The following is a 16,034-nucleotide window of genomic DNA, read 5'->3' as shown; positions in this document are numbered from 1 at the left end:
ATGAACCTAAATGCAGAACATAAGAAAGTTCTTGTCGAACCGCTGGTCGATAACAACCCCATCACCTTGCAGGTGCTGGGGATCTGTTCCGCTCTGGCGGTCACCTCTCAGCTATCGACGGCGTTGATCATGAGCCTGGCATTGACCTCGGTCACTGCCTGCTCGAGCGCCGGTATCGCATTTATCCGAAATCACGTTCCGAGCAGCATCCGCATCATCGCCCAGATGGTGATCATCGCCTCGCTGGTCATCGTGGTCGATCAGTTGCTCAAGGCATTCGCCTACGAGATCAGCAAGCAGTTGTCGGTATTCGTGGGTTTGATCATCACCAACTGCATCGTCATGGGGCGCGCGGAAGCCTACGCGATGAAAAACCCGCCGTGGGAAAGCTTTCTGGACGGCATAGGCAACGGCCTGGGTTACAGCCTGATTCTGATTTCCGTCGCCATCGTCCGCGAATTGTTCGGATCCGGAAAACTGCTCGGCATCGACGTGCTGCCGCTTCTGAAGGATGGCGGCTGGTACGTGCCGAACGGCTTGCTGCTGCTGCCGCCGAGCGCCTTCTTCCTGATCGGTTTGCTGATCTGGGCGATACGCACCTGGAAGCCGCAACAGGTTGAAAAAGCCGACTTCGCCATCATGCCGGCTCACGGGGAGGCACACTGATGGAAGCCTATATCAATCTGTTCATCAAGTCGGTTTTCATCGAGAACATGGCGCTGTCCTTCTTCCTGGGGATGTGTACGTTCATTGCCGTCTCGAAGAAGATCGAAACCGCCGTGGGCCTCGGCATCGCCGTGGTCATCGTGCAGACGCTCACGGTTCCGGCCAATAACCTGATCTATTCCTACCTGCTGAAAGAGGGCGCGCTGTCCTGGGCCGGCCTCGAAAACGTCGATCTGAGCTTTATCGCCCTGATGGCCTGCATCGGCGTCATCGCGGCGATCGTGCAGATCCTGGAAATGGTGCTGGATCGCTTTTTCCCGGCACTTTACAACGCTCTGGGTATCTTCCTGCCGCTCATTACGGTGAACTGCGCCATCCTTGCGGGCAGTCTGTTCATGATCGAGCGCGATTACAACTTCAACGAGAGCGTGGTCTACGGCATCGGTAGCGGGTTCGGCTGGGCCTTGGCCATCACCGCCATGGCGGGCGTTCGCGAAAAGCTGAAATACAGCGACGTGCCTCCGGGTCTGCGTGGACTGGGCATCACTTTCATCACGGCAGGCTTGATGGCGCTCGGATTCATGGCGTTTTCAGGCATTCAACTGTAAGGGGCGGGGCATAAGACAATGTTGGAAATCATCCTAGGCGTATTGTTTTTTACCCTGATCGTCATCGCCCTGGTCTTCGTGATTCTCGGGGCCAAGTCGAAGCTCGTGGCATCCGGTAACGTCGATATCCTGATCAACGACGAGAAGACCATTCACGTTCCCATCGGCGCCAAGCTGCTGACCGCGCTGGCCGACAACAACCTGTTCGTATCGTCGGCCTGCGGCGGCGGCGGCACTTGCGCCCAGTGCCGGGTAAAAGTGCACGAGGGCGGCGGCGACATTCTGCCGACCGAGCTTTCCCACATCACCAAGCGCGAAGCGGCGGAAGGCGACCGCCTGGCCTGCCAGGTCACCGTCAAGCAGAACATGAAGATTCATGTGCATGACGAAGTCTTCGGCGTCAAGAAGTGGGTGACCACGGTTCGCTCGAACCATAACGTCGCGACCTTTATTAAGGAGTTGGTGCTGGAGCTGCCGAAAGGCGAACACGTCAATTTCCGCGCCGGCGGCTACATCCAGATCGAATGTCCGCCCTATCATTCGAAGTTCTCGGATTTCGCCGTTGAAGAGCGCTTCCGCGACGAATGGGACAAGTACAACCTTTGGCGGTACGAATCCGTAGTCAAGGAACCGGCCATTCGCGCCTACTCCATGGCGAATTATCCGGAAGAGAGCGACATCATCATGCTCAACGTCCGTATCGCCACGCCGCCGCCGGGAGCCGACGGCATTCCGCCGGGCGTCATGTCGTCCTACATCTTCAATCTGAAGCCGGGCGACAAGGTGACGATTTCGGGGCCGTTCGGCGAATTCTTCGCCCGCGATACCGACAACGAAATGGTCTTCATCGGCGGCGGCGCCGGTATGGCGCCGATGCGCTCGCACATCTTCGACCAGCTTCGCCGCTTGAAGACCAAGCGCAAGATGACCTTCTGGTACGGCGCGCGAAGCTTGCGGGAAATGTTCTACGTGGACGAGTTCAACAAGCTTCAGGAAGAAAATCCGAACTTCAAGTGGTTCATCGGTCTTTCCGAGCCGAAACCGGAAGACAATTGGACCGGCTACGTCGGATTCATCCATAATGTCCTGTACGAAAATTACCTGAAGAACCATCCGGCGCCGGAAGACTGCGAATACTACCTTTGCGGTCCGCCCATGATGAACACCGCCGTGATCAAAATGCTGGAAGACATCGGCGTGGAAAGGGAAAACATCATGCTGGACGATTTCGGCGGCTAATCGGGCCGATTCGTTCGGTCGGAAAAGCGGGAGGCGTTTACGACGCCTCCCGCTTTTCTTTTTTCGAAAATGTAGTAAAGTCGGCAGCAATCTTAGGGTGCGCCGTTTTCGGTTGCCGCACGCAGGCGGCGATCGGGCGGCTTGCCTTGAAGTCGTCGAAATTGATTGAGGCGAGGCGAATCATGACACTGTTTCTGATTACTTTTGCGGTAATAGCGGCCGTTATCTTTTTTATGGCGATAGGCGTCATGTTCGGCCGAGGGGCCATCAAAGGCACCTGCGGCGGCGTGAACAACGGCGAATGCATTTGCGCACAAAAATGCGAGAAGCGGCGAAAACTGGAAGCCATGGCCGAGAACTCTTGATCGAGAGCATAAAGGGCCTTTTCCCGTAATCGATTCCTGCCGAATGACGAATACTCTAGAGGTTTAGCTTCCTCGGTCTGATGCGTAAACCTCGGGTATTTTCGGCACATGTCCTCTTGTTCGTCTTTATATTGGTACGATTACGAAACTTTCGGAACCGATCCCAGGCGTGACCGTCCCGCGCAATTCGGCGGAATCCGGACCGATCTGGAACTGAATCCCATCGGCGATCCCATAACGCTGTTCTGCAAGCCCGCGCGCGATGTCTTGCCGGTTCCCGAAGCCTGTCTGATTACCGGCATAATGCCGCAAACGGCGGCGGAGCGGGGTGTCGCCGAGGCGGCGTTCATCGCGGCGATTCACGACCGGTTCTCGGTGCCGGGAACGTGCGTGGCCGGCTATAACAATATTCGGTTCGACGACGAAGTCACCCGAAACTGTCTTTACCGCAATCTCTTCGATCCCTACGAAAGGGAGTGGCGCAACGGTAACTCCCGCTGGGACGTCATCGACATGTTGCGCTTGACCCGGGCGCTCCGGCCCGAAGGCATCGAATGGCCCACCGACGATACCGGTAGGCCGAGCCTTCGATTGGACACACTGACGGTCGCCAACGGCATTCAGCATGAGAATGCGCACGATGCCCTGTCCGATGTTTGGGCGACCATCGCCGTAGCGCGTCTGGTCCGGGAGCGTCAGCCCAAGCTCTTCAACTTCGTTTTTTCTAATCGCGGCAAGCGGGAGTCCTTCGAGTTGCTGCGGTTCGGTGCGATGCAGCCGGTTTTGCACGTATCGGAAAAGTACGCCGCAGATAGGCACTGCATCGCCGTCGTGGTGGCGCTCGCCAGGCATCCGCGGAATCCGAACGGGATCGTCGTTTACGATCTTTCCGTCGATCCCGAACCTCTCATCGCCTTGAGTGCGGAAGCGCTTCGGGAGCGCCTGTTCACCCCGGTCGCGCAACTGCCGCCCGGCGTCGAGCGCATCCCGCTGAAAACGGTCCACCTGAACAAATGTCCCGTTATCGCGCCGTTATCGGCCCTGCGTCACGAGGATGCGGAAAGACTGCAAATCGACCTGGCCCGCTGCGGTCGAAACCTCGATTTGCTCAAGCGGGAATGGACGTTGCCGAAGAAGATTCAGGAAGTGATGGCATTCAATGGCGTGGAGACGGGCACGAACGATCCCGATCTCATGCTATATGACGGATTCATCGGCGATGCCGATCGCGCCATTCTGAAACGGCTGCGCGGTTTGAGCCCCGATGAACTGAGCCGCGAGCAACCCATATTCGAAGATGCGCGCCTGCCGGAACTGGTTTTCCGCTACCGCGCTCGAAACTTTCCCGAAACCCTGACGGCGGAAGAAACCGCCCGTTGGGAAGACTATCGCATCCGACGGTTGACGGTTCGGGGATCCGGCGGAAGCCTCGTTCTGAGCGAATATCAGGCCAGAATCGATGCGCTGGAAGCTTCTTCCGACCTGTCCGCCCGGCAGCGGGAAATTCTCGCCGGCTTGCGAAGTTACGCCCGGGAAATTATCTCTTAACCCCTAGGCGATTTGCCTTATACTTTCGGCTTTGTTCGTTTGTACCCAGGAGAAAATAATGAAAAAGCTCTTGTCATTTGTCGCCGTTCTGTCGTTGCTGTGGGCGGGATTTGCGAATGCCCACGGCCCGAGCCGTCAAAAGGTTACCGAAACCGTCGACATCAACGCTGCGCCGGATGCGGTTTGGGCGGTTGTCGGCGATTGGGCGAATCTACAGAACTGGTTGTCGACGGTTGAAAGCACGACGGCACAAGGCGGCACCGAGAAAGGCGCGACCCGGGAACTCAAGCTGAAAAGCGGCGGCGTGATCAAGGAAGAACTCAAGAGCTACGATGCCGCCAAAATGACCATGCAATACAAGATCACCGAAGTCGATCCCAAGGATCTGCCGGTCGCCAACTACTCGTCGACCATCAAAGTCGAACCGAATCCGGCCGGAGGTTCCAAGGTGGAATGGAACGGCGCCTTTTATCGCAGCTTCATGAACAACAATCCGCCGCCGGAGCAGAGCGACGAAGCCGCCCTCAAAGCGGTGACCGAACTTTACAAGGCAGGGTTGGCGAACCTGAAAGCTGTCGTCGAGAAGAAATAACGACATGTTTGGCGTTTACGATTCGGTAAACCGGGCGAAAACGGCGGCGTGCGCCGCCGCACTCCTGCTTTCCGCGGCCGGCGACGTTTTCGCCGAACCCTATGCTTATGTCACCAACCAGAAAGACAACAGCGTATCGGTGATCGACACGGCCGCCGGAACCGTCGTCAAGGCCGTGAAGGTCGGATCGGAGCCGGCGGGGGTCGCCGTCAGCCGAAACGGTGCCAGGATTTGTGTGACCAATCCCGGCAGCAAAGACGTTACGGTTCTGGACGGCCGCACCCAAAGCGTGATCGCCACCATGCCGGTAGGCGAAGGGCCTTTGGGCATCGCGGTCGACCCGGCCGGAACGCGGGCCTATGTGGCCGATTGGTACGGACACTACCTGTCCGTAGTCGATCTCGATAGCCTGAAAGTGTTGAAGCGAATTCCGGTAGGGCATTCTCCTTCCGGCGTCGCCGTGAGCCCGGACGGCGCCAACATTTACGTCTCGAATCGGGACGACGATTCGGTTTCGCTGATCGACGCCGCCGAACTGGAGGTCAAGAAAACGGTCGCGGTCGGCAAGCATCCCTTCGGCATTACGTTGGACCCGAAAGCCAACCGCCTTTATGTCGCCAACGTGGAAAGCAACGACGTCTCCGTGATCGACGCCGAGGCGATGACGCTGCTGAAGACCATCCCGGTCGGCGACAGGCCCTATGCGGTGGCTTCCGGCGCCGGCGGCACCCGCCTGTTCGTGACGAACCAGTACGACAACACGGTATCGGTCATCGCGGCCGACCGCGGCGAAGTCACCGCCACCATTCCGGTGGGCGAATACCCCGAAGGCATATCCGCTCATCCCGACGGCAAGCGTATCTACGTCGCCAATTGGTTCAGCAACTCCGTTTCCGTCATCGATGCGGAAACCTTGCAACTGGAAAAGACCATTCCTACCGGCGACGGCAGCCGGGCCTTCGGCGAATTCGTGGCCCAGGCCGTTGGCGCGAATCCGCAGTAGCCTCACGCGAAGCCGGCGCGGAATAGGTGTTTCAGCCGCGGATGGCGCCGGATTGGCGACGCCGGGGTTTTTCCGGTAGATCCTTGAAATCGGCGAAAAGAGAGCCATATTTCCCGAAAGACGGGAAGGGTGCCCCTGTTGACCGGCACTTCCATGAATTTATAGCATCGACCGATCATCTCGGGTGAGTTCAATCGTTCGGAGGGAACCATGACATCGCGGCTCACGTCGGTCATGTTGGCTGTAGGGATGAGCGTCATTCCATTCGTCACGGCATCGGGCGAGGCTCTTGAAGCCGCCCGGGAGCCGGCCAAAACCTCGGCTGTAACATCCGGCGCGCTGACTGTCGATGCGGATGGATTCCATCTCGCAGCGCGCCATTACAGGCTGGATACGCTCCTGGCCGAATTGTCGCAGATCGGCGGGATTGTGTTCGATCGGCCGGAAAGCTTGAAAGATCAGCCGGTGACGGCAAAGGCCGACGCAAGCGATTGGGCGTCGATCGTTCGCGCCGCGCTACACGGATTCAACCACGTCGACCAATTCAGCCGGGCCGGGGCGATCGAGCGGATCGTCATCACCGGACTCAACGGCGACGGAACGGATCCGCCCGCGCCCGGTCCGAGCCTCTTCACCGAAGGCGTGGTGAAAAATTCGACCCAGAACCTCCTTCCATCCAACCTGGCCCGACTGCCCAGGAACGCGATTCGGCCCATCCGTCTCGATCGGGCGCGGCTGATGGCGATCAAATTAGGCGAGGAGTTGCCGTTGAATCTGCCCGGCGGACAGCGTGCCTTTGTTCACGATAACCGCTACACCCATGAAAACGGCGATGTCACCTGGGTCGGCTATCTCAAGGGCGACGGTCGAGCTTTTCGTGCGGTGATGACCTTCGGGGATGATGGTCCCGTGGGACAGGTCTCGACGCCCGAAGGGCTCTATCAGATCGAGCCGGGCAGAGGCCGGCAGCAGTGGTTGGTCGATATCCAGGCCGCAGGTTTGAGTCATTCGCCGCAACACGGTCGGGCACTGGTCCCCTCGCGAACGGTCGGGACGGCGGTCGAGGCCAACAGGCCCAAAGACCGACAGAATCTCTCCTGCGGCAAACTCTCCCATCGATGCCTCGACGCCGACGACCGTCGATCTGCTGGTGCTCTACACCCCAGGCGTCGCCTCGGGCAAGGCGATCACCCGCATCAATCAGTTGATCGCGCTGGCGAATCAAGCCTTCGTCGATAGCCGGGTCGCGATCGCCTTGCGGCTGGTGAAAGCCTTAAAGGTCGATTATCCCGAAGCCGGCGACAACGGGACGGCCTTGCGCGATCTGACGTTCGGCCAAGGCGCTCTTCGGAACGTCCGCACCTTGCGGCAGGAATTCGGGGCCGATCTGGTCGCACTGATCCGACCGTTCGATCACACCGCCCACAAGGGCTGCGGCAGCGCTTGGCTGAACGGGGCCGGCGGGAGCCCGCTTTCTCCGAACCGCGCGTTTTCCGTCGTCAACGACGGCCGAAGCGGTTCGTATTACTGCTCGGATTACGCACTGGCGCATGAACTGGCTCACACCATGGGAAGCGCGCACGATCGGGCGCACGCCAGCATCGGAGGCGCCTTTCCCTATTCCCATGGATATAGCGCCCCGGGATCCTTCGGAACGATCATGAGCTACACCCATCCCCGCTTGGGTCTTTTCTCCAATCCCGAGATCTCGCTGTGCAAGGGCGGCCCATGCGGGCTGGACGCCGCCGGTCCTGCCGCGGCGGATAATGCGTTATCGCTCAACTCTGCGCGCGCGCTCGTAGCGGGCTTCAAACCGGCGGTTCGCTAAGCGTTTCCGGAAAGGATGTGCGGTCGCGGGAGCGGGCTCTAGCCCGCGGCCGCAATGAGCGATCGTTTTCCAAACCGGCTAACGGGTGTCGGTTCTTGAGCTTGCGAGGCAAAGAATTAATCCTCCCATTCTTCCGTTTGTCAGGTCGACGCCAGCGGAACAAAAGCGGAACAAAGCAATCAAGCACATTATGGCGGCATGAAAATACTCTGATCCATGTCAGTAGTGCGAGGGCGGCACGCTGCATCCGTTTCATTCAGGACACGACGGTCGGTCAGGAGGACCTATGAGAACCCAAACGCTTTGCCTAGCGTCCGCTGCGATGATCGCATTTGCGTCAGCAGCGAACGGCTGGAACAACGGTTCGAGCAACGACAATCAGCTCCCCGAGTCGCTGGAGCGGAAGGTCCGGAATCTTCAAGCCGACCTCGAGGCGAAAGGCTACGAAGTCACGCGCGGCTTCTGGGACTTGTTCACCATCGAGGATTGCCGGTTCGCGATCGCTATCATTGGAAACTGTTTCGGGAACAACCCCGCGGCGCCTTATATCAACCCCTCCGTTCCGCTCTGGCCGGACGAATTCGTGGACGAGCATATAAAGGATCTGTTCGGGCCGATGCCGGAGGATACTCAGGTCATCTTCCGCCTCGATGAGCGGGAGGCCATCGTCGTGCTGGCGCAGCTTCCGCCGCCCGGGAAATACTTCGGCATGCACACCTACGTCTTCTCGCGCGAAGAGCTTATCGACCCCGCGAATATAGTCTTCCAGTCGGTCACGGACCCCTTCCTGAAGGAATTGCTCTTCGCCCCTTCGCCGAACCTTGCCCGCTCGCAGGTAAACGCGACCTTCGGCAACAGCATCAACAACGTCGTCATCGAGCGGCAGTCTGGAGCCGCCTTCGATCAGCAGCGTTTCTTCATCATCACGCCGGACGCGGTGATGGAGCGCGCAGTGACCGGGGCGCTCCTGCGGGCGGGCGTCCCGAATCGCAATCAGGTATTTATCGCGCCCGTATCCAAGGAGGTTTTCCGGGTTGGGCTCGGGCCCGAGGCGGATGACCTGTCGATCTTCATACGCTATACCCATCCCGATGACGAGGCGGCGGGTGATGAGTGGCGCCGGCAGCTTCCCCTGGCCGTGCTGCGAGTGAGGGACATGAACACGGCGCGTCCGACCGAGCCCTATCCCAAACCCGCTTACGATGAGCGGACCGCCCGTTCCGAGTTGGGGCTCCAAAGCGACTTCGCGGCTCTGATCGAGGCGGTCAAGCAATATTGGGGGCAGACTTCCGCTCCCGAGCAGCCGTTCCAGGCCCTGGAACTGACCGTGGATCTCGTCGGGCAGCACTGCCTGGAACGGCCTATGAACTGCATCGGCGATAATCAGGGCGAAGACTGGCGGCTCAGCCAGCGCTCCAGCATCGATTCGGGCCAGGTGTTGGCCGTCGTGGGGACTCTCAAAACGGCTACCGGCAACGCCACTTACTCAAGCATCGCGCTCAATCGCTCGTCGGTTCTCCAGGGCATCGGGAACGTCTTCGACGAAGATCTCGCGGGGAGCGCGTCGGCGTTTTCTGGAACGGTCGACCATGCCGACCGGTTTTACGTCCAGTACTTCGCGCGCGACTGTACGGGACTCGCCCACTGCTTTGAAATTACGGAGGAGATGATTCCGAAAGGCGAGACAGTGGCGTTCATCGAGCGGAACTACGTCGTTCCGGGTACGGCCCGCGGCGCCGATTCCAGGCAGACGCTGACGCCATTGGTCATCATCTTCGATGGCAAGGCACGGCCGTCGAGCCGCTGAGTCACGTGTGCCGCTGAGAGCGTCCACGAACGCAAGCGTGGCTGCAAGACGCCCATACACCGAGGTAAACCATGCGTCCCAACGACCTCAAGGAAGCTCTGATGAAGTCCTTCGACAGGCTCAGGACAGGCTTGTCGAACTGCGAACGGAATCCACTTGTTCAGAGCTTCCTCAAGCACCGAGGCCTCGTCGCCGCGGTACTCGCCGCCCTGTTGCTCGTCTCCTCGCCCGGCGTCCGGGCACTCACCATCGCCCTCAGCGACGACGACGGCTGGGATGCCATCGGGATTCAAGCCGCCAAGCGGGCGCTGGCGGCCGCCGGTCACACCGTGATCCTCGCCGGCCCGCTCAATGAGCAAAGCGGCAGCAGTGCGGCGATCAACCTGACGGACCTCCGGATCACCAAGCGACGTGACGACGAGGGCGCGCTCGAGTATTCCGTCGCGATCGGCGACGGGACGGAAGGCGCCGAACCCGCGACCAGCGCGCTCGTTGCCATCGATATCGCGCGGCAACGCACCGGCCGATTGCCCGACCTGCTGGTGTCCGGGATCAACGTGGGCGCCAATATCGGCGCCGCCACCCAGTTTTCGGGTACGGTCGGTGCCGCCATTGCCGCGCTATCCCCCATGCTCAACGGCATCGTCCCCGCCATCGCGATCAGCACCGATCCGGTGTGCGGCGAGTCCACACCGGATTGCAGGGCCTCGAACGAGGCTCATTTCGCGCAGGTGGCGGACTTTCTCGTTGCCGTCATTGCCCACCTCGAACGCAAGGCCGGCGCCCTGAACGCCGAAAAGGGCCTGCTGCCGCAGGGGATAGGTCTCAACATCAACTACCCGCCGCTATCCGAGCCTGCCGGCGTCGTCGTCACCCGGCAGGGTCGCACGGTCACCTTTGCGGACGATCTGACGGTGAGCTTCGGCGCCCCAACGGTCACCGTCAACATCGGCTGTCATGAGCCCTGCGCCGACGTACCGGTCGGAACCACGCTCCGGGGCGGGATCACGAAAATTGTCCCGGACAAGACACCCGAGATTCCCGGCGCCGACACCACGTGGTATGGGCGAGGGTACATCACCATCGTGCCGATCACGCCCGACTATACGGCTGAGGTGCCGAGTTCCTTTCCTCTCAAGATTGATATTAAGAGTGGTTTTGGTCGGAGGCGATAGGTGGAGATTTCTGTTCCTTGTGGGGAACGGGGCAGTTCTTTGATGTTGGAATGTGAGAGCTGGCCCCTTTCATTTTCATTCGGCATTTCGATGACAACCATACCAATACGGTAAAGCACGGGTAGTTTTTCGTGCCGCCGATTGGCTGTAGTCCAGGTTCCATCGTTAGGACCACGCCGTCACCACTGGGCGCATCGAAAAACCTACCCCGTTCAGGCTTCGACCGGCTCGGCACGAACGGAACCGTTCGCACCGAGCGGGTCGAAGTGCGCGGTTTTTCGATGCGCCCCACTGATATCCCGATCGTTTGGCGGGTGATACTCGCCCGACCTGACTATTTGACGCCGACAGTCTCCGATCGCTATGATAGCGATGCATGCATTGCATACACGGAGCCCAACATGGCTAGTCTCACCATTCGCAATCTCGATGAATCCATCAAGGCAGGCTTGCGTTTGCGCGCGGCCATCCATGGCCACTCGATGGAAGAGGAAGTGCGGCAAATCCTCAAACAGGCGGTGCAAGCTTCGTCCGCCGAAACCGGCCTGGGACTCCGCATCCATAGTCGGTTTGCCGCGATTGGCGGGGTTGATCTGCCGTTGCCGGAACGGACATATATCCGCCCGCCGCCGGACTTTAAGGACAAAGGCGATCCATGATCCTACTGGACACCAACGTAATCTCGGAGTTGATGAAAGCGCAGCCCGATGCGCACGTTCTCGGCTGGCTGGACAGGCAATCACGGGGCGACATCTTTACCAGCGCCATCACCCAAGCCGAAATCGAATTGGGCATAGCCTTGCTGCCCAAAGGCAGACGCCGGGATGCGCTGGCAAATGCGGCACATGCAATGTTTACCGAAGACTTTGCAGGAGCCGTCCTCCCTTTTGACGAACGCGCCGCCGAACATTACGCGACACTTGTGGCACATCGTACCCGCATCGGTCGCCCAATTACGGTTGAAGACGCGCAAATCGCGGCAATTGCTGTGAATCACAGTTTGGTATTGGCAACCAGAAACCTGAAAGACTTCCAGGACATAACGGAAATTAGGTTGATCGATCCCTGGCAACCAGAAGGATCGTAGCGGGTTAGCTCGTGTCCGGCGCATTAGGTTTAGCGTAATGCACCGAATGGAGATTCCCATGCGGCGGAATACGCGAGTACGCTATTCCGCCCTATACGGGCTCGTACAGAAACTCGGCGGCAGGCTCTCCATAGATACCTGTCGCCGCCGTGCAAGCATGGACATCGATGGCACCATGGTCATCAAGCCAGGCGAGGAGGGCCTCATGGCCGGCTTGATCGTTACTGAATGGCTTGTGCTTTAGCTTGCCGTCGCGGAGGAGTGCAACGTCGAACTTCTTCTTGGAGATGTCGATGCCGAGCGCCTTCTTGTTCATCTTTGCTCTCGCTTACCTCGTCATGCAGGCTCACCGAAGGTGGCCTAAGATACCGTCCAGCGTGTTAGAACAAAGCCGGCCGGGGCGCCTATCTGACCCACAGGTTCAGGGCCTAAAGTCTCGGCGATGTCTCCCGGCCGCGTTGCAGATCCGATTTAATCAGCAACGGGATCAAGGTACGAGGTCTTATAATCACGCGTGATTGCAAGACCTGACCCCGTCGATTGTGACCCCGTCGACCAAATCAAAGATTACACAGATACTGTTCATTGGCCTAAGCTTCATGCAGCAGTCCGCGAGGAAATTGCTCCAAGCTATCAATGACCGTTGATACCTCGGCAATAGCTTTAAGCCGAGGATGCTCAGTTGTGGGGCCAAGTCCAATGATGTGACCAATGCCAGCTGCGTGCGCTGATTTGAAGCCAGACACTGCATCTTCGATAACGATACATTTCTCCGGATGTTGTCCCACCTTCTTTGCAGCAAGCGCATACATGTCTGGCGCGGGCTTACCCGGAAGAAAGCCGTCATCGTAAACAATCAAATCAACGTCGAACCATTCGTCAAGACCAAGATACTTAATGAAGAAATTTAGATTTGTAATCTCCGATGCGGTGGCAATTGTGATCGGAGTTCCTCGCTTAACGAGAAAATTCAGAAGGGCTCTTGCTCCAGGGGACAGAGTAAACGTCTTTGGATTTTCAAGGCACAAACGGCGGTACATCGACTCTTTAAATTGGATTAAATCTAGTAGCTCTTGCCCATGAACTGAGCGTCCGAGCAGATGGCTCAGGATATGTGAATTGGATCGGCCATGTACGTGAACCAAGAACTCTTCTTCTGAAAATTTGGAACCTCTTAGTTCCAGCGCGGCAGCTTGCCACGCCTCTTCATGAAGAGGCGCATCCCAAAGAAGAACACCGTTGAAATCGAAAATGATTGCAGAGAATTTCATTTGGATGCCCAACGTTCCGCTTGAGCCGCGGCTTGCCCTGGAGCGCAGCGGAAGGGTAAGCCGTCGGACTCGAAGCGGTTGTTAGAGCAAAATCATGTGCGTGGCTGTGGAAGAGGCTGCATGCACTCAATTTTCTTCCGCTCCCGGTTCAGGTTGATAAAGTTACCTGCCAGTATCAAGCCTGCGCCCAAGACCAGATACTCATCTACCTGCTCACCGTAAAGCGCGTAGCCAACCAGCGCTATGAGTGGTAAGCGCAGGAAATCTAAGGGCACCACTACCGAGGCATCCGCCAGGGAAAGCGCCCGCACCATGCAGTAGTGCGCACTGAGACCGGTAATGCCGACCACGATGAGCCAAGGCCAATGTGCTGCTGCAGGGGTAACCCAAGTAAACACCGCTGGCACCAAACCTAGAGGCAACTGAATCAACATCATGTAAAAGAGGATGCACAGCGGTGTATCTCGCCCCGCCAGCTTCTTGGTCAGCGTATGAGACAGTCCATACGCAAAGGCACCGGCCAGCATTACAAGCGCCGCCGGATGAACGACCGACCAGCCGGGACGAAGGATAACCAAAACACCGGCGATGCCTAGAACAACCGCCAGCCCCCGACTCGGGGAGATACGCTCACTCAGCAGTAGTGCCGCGAATACCACCGTCCAGAGCGGCACGGTGAACTCAATGGCAAACACCGCCGCCAGCGGAATAAACGCAATGGCATAGAACCAACCGAACTGCCCACAAAAGTGAACGAAGTTCCGCCCGAGATGTAGTCTAACGTTCCGAAACGAAACCTGCGTCCAACCGACTCTAGTGAGTATGGCCGAGATAACAGCCAAGCCGATGAGGCTGCGGATGGCAAGAAGTTGGAACGTGCCAAAGTTCGCGGAAAGTTCGCGTACCGCAACGGCCATTGTGGAAAATGAGAGTAAGGCGCCAACCATCCAAGTGGCAGCAACAACTACTGGGTGGCGCATACACACATCAACGCACATATCAACGGGGTCAGGTCTTGCAATCACGCGTGATCACAAGATCTGACCCTCTCATGACTCTGTTTATCCGCACCTGGTTTTCCTAAATCAAAGAAATTCGATGCATTCAACGGATCTATCCTTTGGGAAGTTAAAACATATAACTTTGATAATGACAAGGACGGTTTTTTTAGGAGCACAGTAATTCCTCAATTCGATTTACCTGAAGCAGCCAAAGAGCATGACATGGCGAAAGTTTGCGGCTGAGCTTGACTATGTTTTCCGGATACCGAGGCGCTCTCATGCCGCCAACCTTTGCTTCGTGATCCAGGCAGCGTAATGCTCCGCCGGACTGCGGTAGCCTAAGGCGGAGTGACGGCGTCTCCGGTTGTAAAACACCTCGATATACTCGAACACATCGCGCTTCGCATCCTCCCGTGTCGTGTAACCCTCATGGAAGACGCGTTCGCTCTTCAATCTGTTGAAGAAGCTTTCCATTGGCGCATTGTCCCAGCAATTGCCTTTCCGGCTCATGCTCGCCACCATGCCGTATTCGGCCAGCAGCGCCTGGTAATCGTGACTGCCGCGATCCGAATGATGCAAGACTCCAGGCGCCGGCTTGCGGCGGAAACGCGCCATGCGCCATGCATTCATCACAAGTTCCCGCGTCATTCGGCTATCCATCGACCCGCCGACGATCAGGCGCGTGTACAAGTCCATCACCACGGCCAGATACAGCCAGCCTTCGCGCGTCGGAATGTACGTGATGTCCGCTGTCCAGACTTGATTCGGCGGACTCGTCTCGAATTGCCGGTCCAGCCGGTTCGGCGCGACCGGCAATGCATGCTTGCTGTCGGTCGTCGCCTTGTAGCGCCGCTTGTGTTTGGCACGGATGCCGTTCTCCCGCATCAAGCGCTTGACCCGATCCAGGCTCACCGGAATGCCTCGGGATTTCAATTCCTCGGTAATCCGCGGCGAACCGTGCGCTTGCCGGCATTCCCGCATGCACTGAGCGGATGAGCGCCAGCAATTGCTCATCCGAGAGCCAGTGCGTCGGTCCGCTGCATTTCTTCCAATCGAAATAGCCGCTGGTCGATACGCCCAGCATCTCGCACAGCGCTTGCAAGGGATGGGAATCGCGTTGGCTGTCGATCCAGGCATACCTCACAGCGATTCCTTCGCGAAGTATGCCGCCGCTTTTTTTACGATTTCCAGTTCCATTTTCAGGCGGGCATTTTCCGTCTTGAGTCGCGACAGCTCCATCTGTTCCGGTGTCACGGGTTTGCTGTTGCCTGTCCCGAGCTTGCCCGCCTTGGCGGCCTTGCGCCAGTTCGCCAGCGTTTGCTCGGCAATGCCAAGATCGCGCGCTACCTGCGCCGGGCTCTTGCCTTCCGCTTCGACTTGCCGAACCGCTTCCTGCTTGAATTCGATCGTGTAATTCTTCTTCGGAATCTTGTACATCCGTTACTTCCAGTGCTCAGTTTAAACTGTCACCGTAGGTATCCGAAATTCGCAGCCAACCTCAAGACGCTTACGTCCATGGGATCAAACGGTTCATATTCTTCCATGGCAAACGCCACCCCAAGGATATGTCCGCACCGGAAGTCGAAGCCTTTCTCTCTCACCTGGCGACGCAGCGAAACGTCGCGGCATCCACTCAGTCGCAGGCGCTTTCGGCGATCTTGTTCCTTGACCGGGAGGTACTGGGTGTCGAGTTACCCTGGCTGGAGAACGTGACACGGGCTGAAGCGTTTTCAATACGGACGTAGAAGCAACGTTAGGGGCGACACAAGCTTCCGGGCGGAAGGCCGCTAACGCGAGATGAAAACGCGCTAGAATCGGGCAAACCCATCGCCCCGCGAATTGAG

At 58.2% G+C, this 16,034-nt stretch carries 17 protein-coding genes and 1 pseudogene; 13 read left to right on the top strand and 5 right to left on the bottom strand.

Features of this window, described 5'->3' with window-relative positions; genetic code table 11:
* From ACWJKU_RS12920 to nqrF, 3 genes are read left to right on the top strand one after another with little or no spacing between them, the layout of a single operon-like run.
* The gene (locus ACWJKU_RS12920; RefSeq protein ID WP_454142710.1) at positions 1–666 is read left to right on the top strand and encodes an NADH:ubiquinone reductase (Na(+)-transporting) subunit D; all 666 of its coding nucleotides are present in this window, start codon (positions 1–3) and stop codon (positions 664–666) included.
* On the top strand, positions 666–1,274 hold the full coding sequence (gene nqrE / locus ACWJKU_RS12915; RefSeq protein WP_454142708.1) for an NADH:ubiquinone reductase (Na(+)-transporting) subunit E: 609 nt from the start codon (positions 666–668) through the stop codon (positions 1,272–1,274). Before ACWJKU_RS12920 ends, nqrE begins: the two co-directional genes overlap by 1 nt.
* A gap of 18 nt (positions 1,275–1,292) precedes the next feature.
* Positions 1,293–2,513 carry an NADH:ubiquinone reductase (Na(+)-transporting) subunit F gene (gene nqrF, locus ACWJKU_RS12910; protein ID WP_454142707.1) on the top strand — a complete coding sequence of 407 codons (1,221 nt, stop codon included), beginning with the start codon at positions 1,293–1,295 and terminating at the stop codon, positions 2,511–2,513.
* 37 nt (positions 2,514–2,550) lie between these two features.
* Here the strand turns inward: nqrF and ACWJKU_RS12905 are convergent, their stop codons facing one another.
* Positions 2,551–2,862, bottom strand: a complete 312-nt coding sequence (locus tag ACWJKU_RS12905; protein WP_454142706.1) for a hypothetical protein — start codon at positions 2,860–2,862, stop codon at positions 2,551–2,553.
* Positions 2,863–2,986: 124 nt separating this feature from the next.
* Between ACWJKU_RS12905 and sbcB the strand changes: the two genes are divergently transcribed.
* The 9 genes from sbcB to ACWJKU_RS12860 all read left to right on the top strand — a co-directional run bounded on the left by sbcB (position 2,987) and on the right by ACWJKU_RS12860 (position 11,918).
* Positions 2,987–4,426, top strand: a complete 1,440-nt coding sequence (gene sbcB, locus ACWJKU_RS12900; protein WP_454142705.1) for an exodeoxyribonuclease I — start codon at positions 2,987–2,989, stop codon at positions 4,424–4,426.
* Positions 4,427–4,484: 58 nt separating this feature from the next.
* Complete coding sequence (locus ACWJKU_RS12895; protein ID WP_454142704.1) at positions 4,485–5,018, top strand: SRPBCC family protein; 534 nt, start codon at positions 4,485–4,487, stop codon at positions 5,016–5,018.
* A gap of 4 nt (positions 5,019–5,022) precedes the next feature.
* Positions 5,023–6,021, top strand: coding sequence for a YVTN family beta-propeller repeat protein (locus ACWJKU_RS12890; RefSeq protein ID WP_454142703.1), 999 nt, complete (start codon positions 5,023–5,025; stop codon positions 6,019–6,021).
* A 210-nt stretch (positions 6,022–6,231) separates the two neighbouring features.
* Positions 6,232–7,260 (top strand): hypothetical protein, encoded by a 1,029-nt coding sequence (locus ACWJKU_RS12885; RefSeq protein WP_454142702.1) that lies wholly within the window; start codon positions 6,232–6,234, stop codon positions 7,258–7,260.
* Positions 7,172–7,849 (top strand): reprolysin-like metallopeptidase, encoded by a 678-nt coding sequence (locus ACWJKU_RS12880; protein WP_454142701.1) that lies wholly within the window; start codon positions 7,172–7,174, stop codon positions 7,847–7,849. Before ACWJKU_RS12885 ends, ACWJKU_RS12880 begins: the two co-directional genes overlap by 89 nt.
* Positions 7,850–8,135: 286 nt before the next feature.
* Positions 8,136–9,656 carry a hypothetical protein gene (locus tag ACWJKU_RS12875; RefSeq protein ID WP_454142700.1) on the top strand — a complete coding sequence of 507 codons (1,521 nt, stop codon included), beginning with the start codon at positions 8,136–8,138 and terminating at the stop codon, positions 9,654–9,656.
* Positions 9,657–9,727: 71 nt separating this feature from the next.
* Positions 9,728–10,831 (top strand): 5'/3'-nucleotidase SurE, encoded by a 1,104-nt coding sequence (gene surE, locus ACWJKU_RS12870; protein ID WP_454142699.1) that lies wholly within the window; start codon positions 9,728–9,730, stop codon positions 10,829–10,831.
* A gap of 401 nt (positions 10,832–11,232) precedes the next feature.
* Positions 11,233–11,490 (top strand): FitA-like ribbon-helix-helix domain-containing protein, encoded by a 258-nt coding sequence (locus tag ACWJKU_RS12865; RefSeq protein ID WP_454142698.1) that lies wholly within the window; start codon positions 11,233–11,235, stop codon positions 11,488–11,490.
* A complete protein-coding gene (locus tag ACWJKU_RS12860; protein WP_454142697.1) occupies positions 11,487–11,918 on the top strand; it encodes a PIN domain-containing protein in 432 nt (143 codons plus the stop codon). Before ACWJKU_RS12865 ends, ACWJKU_RS12860 begins: the two co-directional genes overlap by 4 nt.
* 91 nt (positions 11,919–12,009) lie before the next feature.
* Here ACWJKU_RS12860 and ACWJKU_RS12855 read toward each other — a convergent pair whose 3' ends face one another.
* The 4 genes and pseudogenes from ACWJKU_RS12855 to ACWJKU_RS12840 all read right to left on the bottom strand — a co-directional run bounded on the left by ACWJKU_RS12855 (position 12,010) and on the right by ACWJKU_RS12840 (position 15,627).
* A complete protein-coding gene (locus ACWJKU_RS12855; RefSeq protein ID WP_454142696.1) occupies positions 12,010–12,234 on the bottom strand; it encodes an IS110 family transposase in 225 nt (74 codons plus the stop codon).
* Positions 12,235–12,508: 274 nt separating this feature from the next.
* Positions 12,509–13,189, bottom strand: a complete 681-nt coding sequence (locus ACWJKU_RS12850) for an HAD family hydrolase (protein WP_454142695.1) — start codon at positions 13,187–13,189, stop codon at positions 12,509–12,511.
* 92 nt (positions 13,190–13,281) lie between these two features.
* Positions 13,282–14,169, bottom strand: a complete 888-nt coding sequence (locus ACWJKU_RS12845; RefSeq protein WP_454142694.1) for a DMT family transporter — start codon at positions 14,167–14,169, stop codon at positions 13,282–13,284.
* A gap of 297 nt (positions 14,170–14,466) precedes the next feature.
* Positions 14,467–15,627: pseudogene (locus ACWJKU_RS12840) on the bottom strand (IS3 family transposase).
* Positions 15,628–15,674: 47 nt separating this feature from the next.
* Here ACWJKU_RS12840 and ACWJKU_RS12835 point away from each other — a divergent pair.
* The gene (locus tag ACWJKU_RS12835) at positions 15,675–15,935 is read left to right on the top strand and encodes a site-specific integrase (protein ID WP_454148135.1); all 261 of its coding nucleotides are present in this window, start codon (positions 15,675–15,677) and stop codon (positions 15,933–15,935) included.
* Positions 15,936–16,034 lie beyond the last annotated feature (99 nt).

The sequence above is a fragment of the Methylocaldum sp. MU1018 genome, from assembly GCF_053646775.1.
This window is presented reverse-complemented; position numbering and strand designations above follow the sequence as displayed.

Excerpts from the sequence above, each read along its gene's own strand:
- ACWJKU_RS12920 (WP_454142710.1), top strand. The coding sequence starts at position 1 with ATGAACCTAAATGCAGAACATAAGAAAGTTCTTGTCGAACCGCTGGTC.
- nqrE (WP_454142708.1), top strand. The coding sequence starts at position 666 with ATGGAAGCCTATATCAATCTGTTCATCAAGTCGGTTTTCATCGAGAAC.
- nqrF (WP_454142707.1), top strand. The coding sequence starts at position 1,293 with ATGTTGGAAATCATCCTAGGCGTATTGTTTTTTACCCTGATCGTCATC.
- ACWJKU_RS12905 (WP_454142706.1), bottom strand. The coding sequence starts at position 2,862 with ATGGCTTCCAGTTTTCGCCGCTTCTCGCATTTTTGTGCGCAAATGCAT.
- sbcB (WP_454142705.1), top strand. The coding sequence starts at position 2,987 with ATGTCCTCTTGTTCGTCTTTATATTGGTACGATTACGAAACTTTCGGA.
- ACWJKU_RS12895 (WP_454142704.1), top strand. The coding sequence starts at position 4,485 with ATGAAAAAGCTCTTGTCATTTGTCGCCGTTCTGTCGTTGCTGTGGGCG.
- ACWJKU_RS12890 (WP_454142703.1), top strand. The coding sequence starts at position 5,023 with ATGTTTGGCGTTTACGATTCGGTAAACCGGGCGAAAACGGCGGCGTGC.
- ACWJKU_RS12885 (WP_454142702.1), top strand. The coding sequence starts at position 6,232 with ATGACATCGCGGCTCACGTCGGTCATGTTGGCTGTAGGGATGAGCGTC.
- ACWJKU_RS12875 (WP_454142700.1), top strand. The coding sequence starts at position 8,136 with ATGAGAACCCAAACGCTTTGCCTAGCGTCCGCTGCGATGATCGCATTT.
- surE (WP_454142699.1), top strand. The coding sequence starts at position 9,728 with ATGCGTCCCAACGACCTCAAGGAAGCTCTGATGAAGTCCTTCGACAGG.
- ACWJKU_RS12865 (WP_454142698.1), top strand. The coding sequence starts at position 11,233 with ATGGCTAGTCTCACCATTCGCAATCTCGATGAATCCATCAAGGCAGGC.
- ACWJKU_RS12860 (WP_454142697.1), top strand. The coding sequence starts at position 11,487 with ATGATCCTACTGGACACCAACGTAATCTCGGAGTTGATGAAAGCGCAG.
- ACWJKU_RS12855 (WP_454142696.1), bottom strand. The coding sequence starts at position 12,234 with ATGAACAAGAAGGCGCTCGGCATCGACATCTCCAAGAAGAAGTTCGAC.
- ACWJKU_RS12850 (WP_454142695.1), bottom strand. The coding sequence starts at position 13,189 with ATGAAATTCTCTGCAATCATTTTCGATTTCAACGGTGTTCTTCTTTGG.
- ACWJKU_RS12845 (WP_454142694.1), bottom strand. The coding sequence starts at position 14,169 with ATGCGCCACCCAGTAGTTGTTGCTGCCACTTGGATGGTTGGCGCCTTA.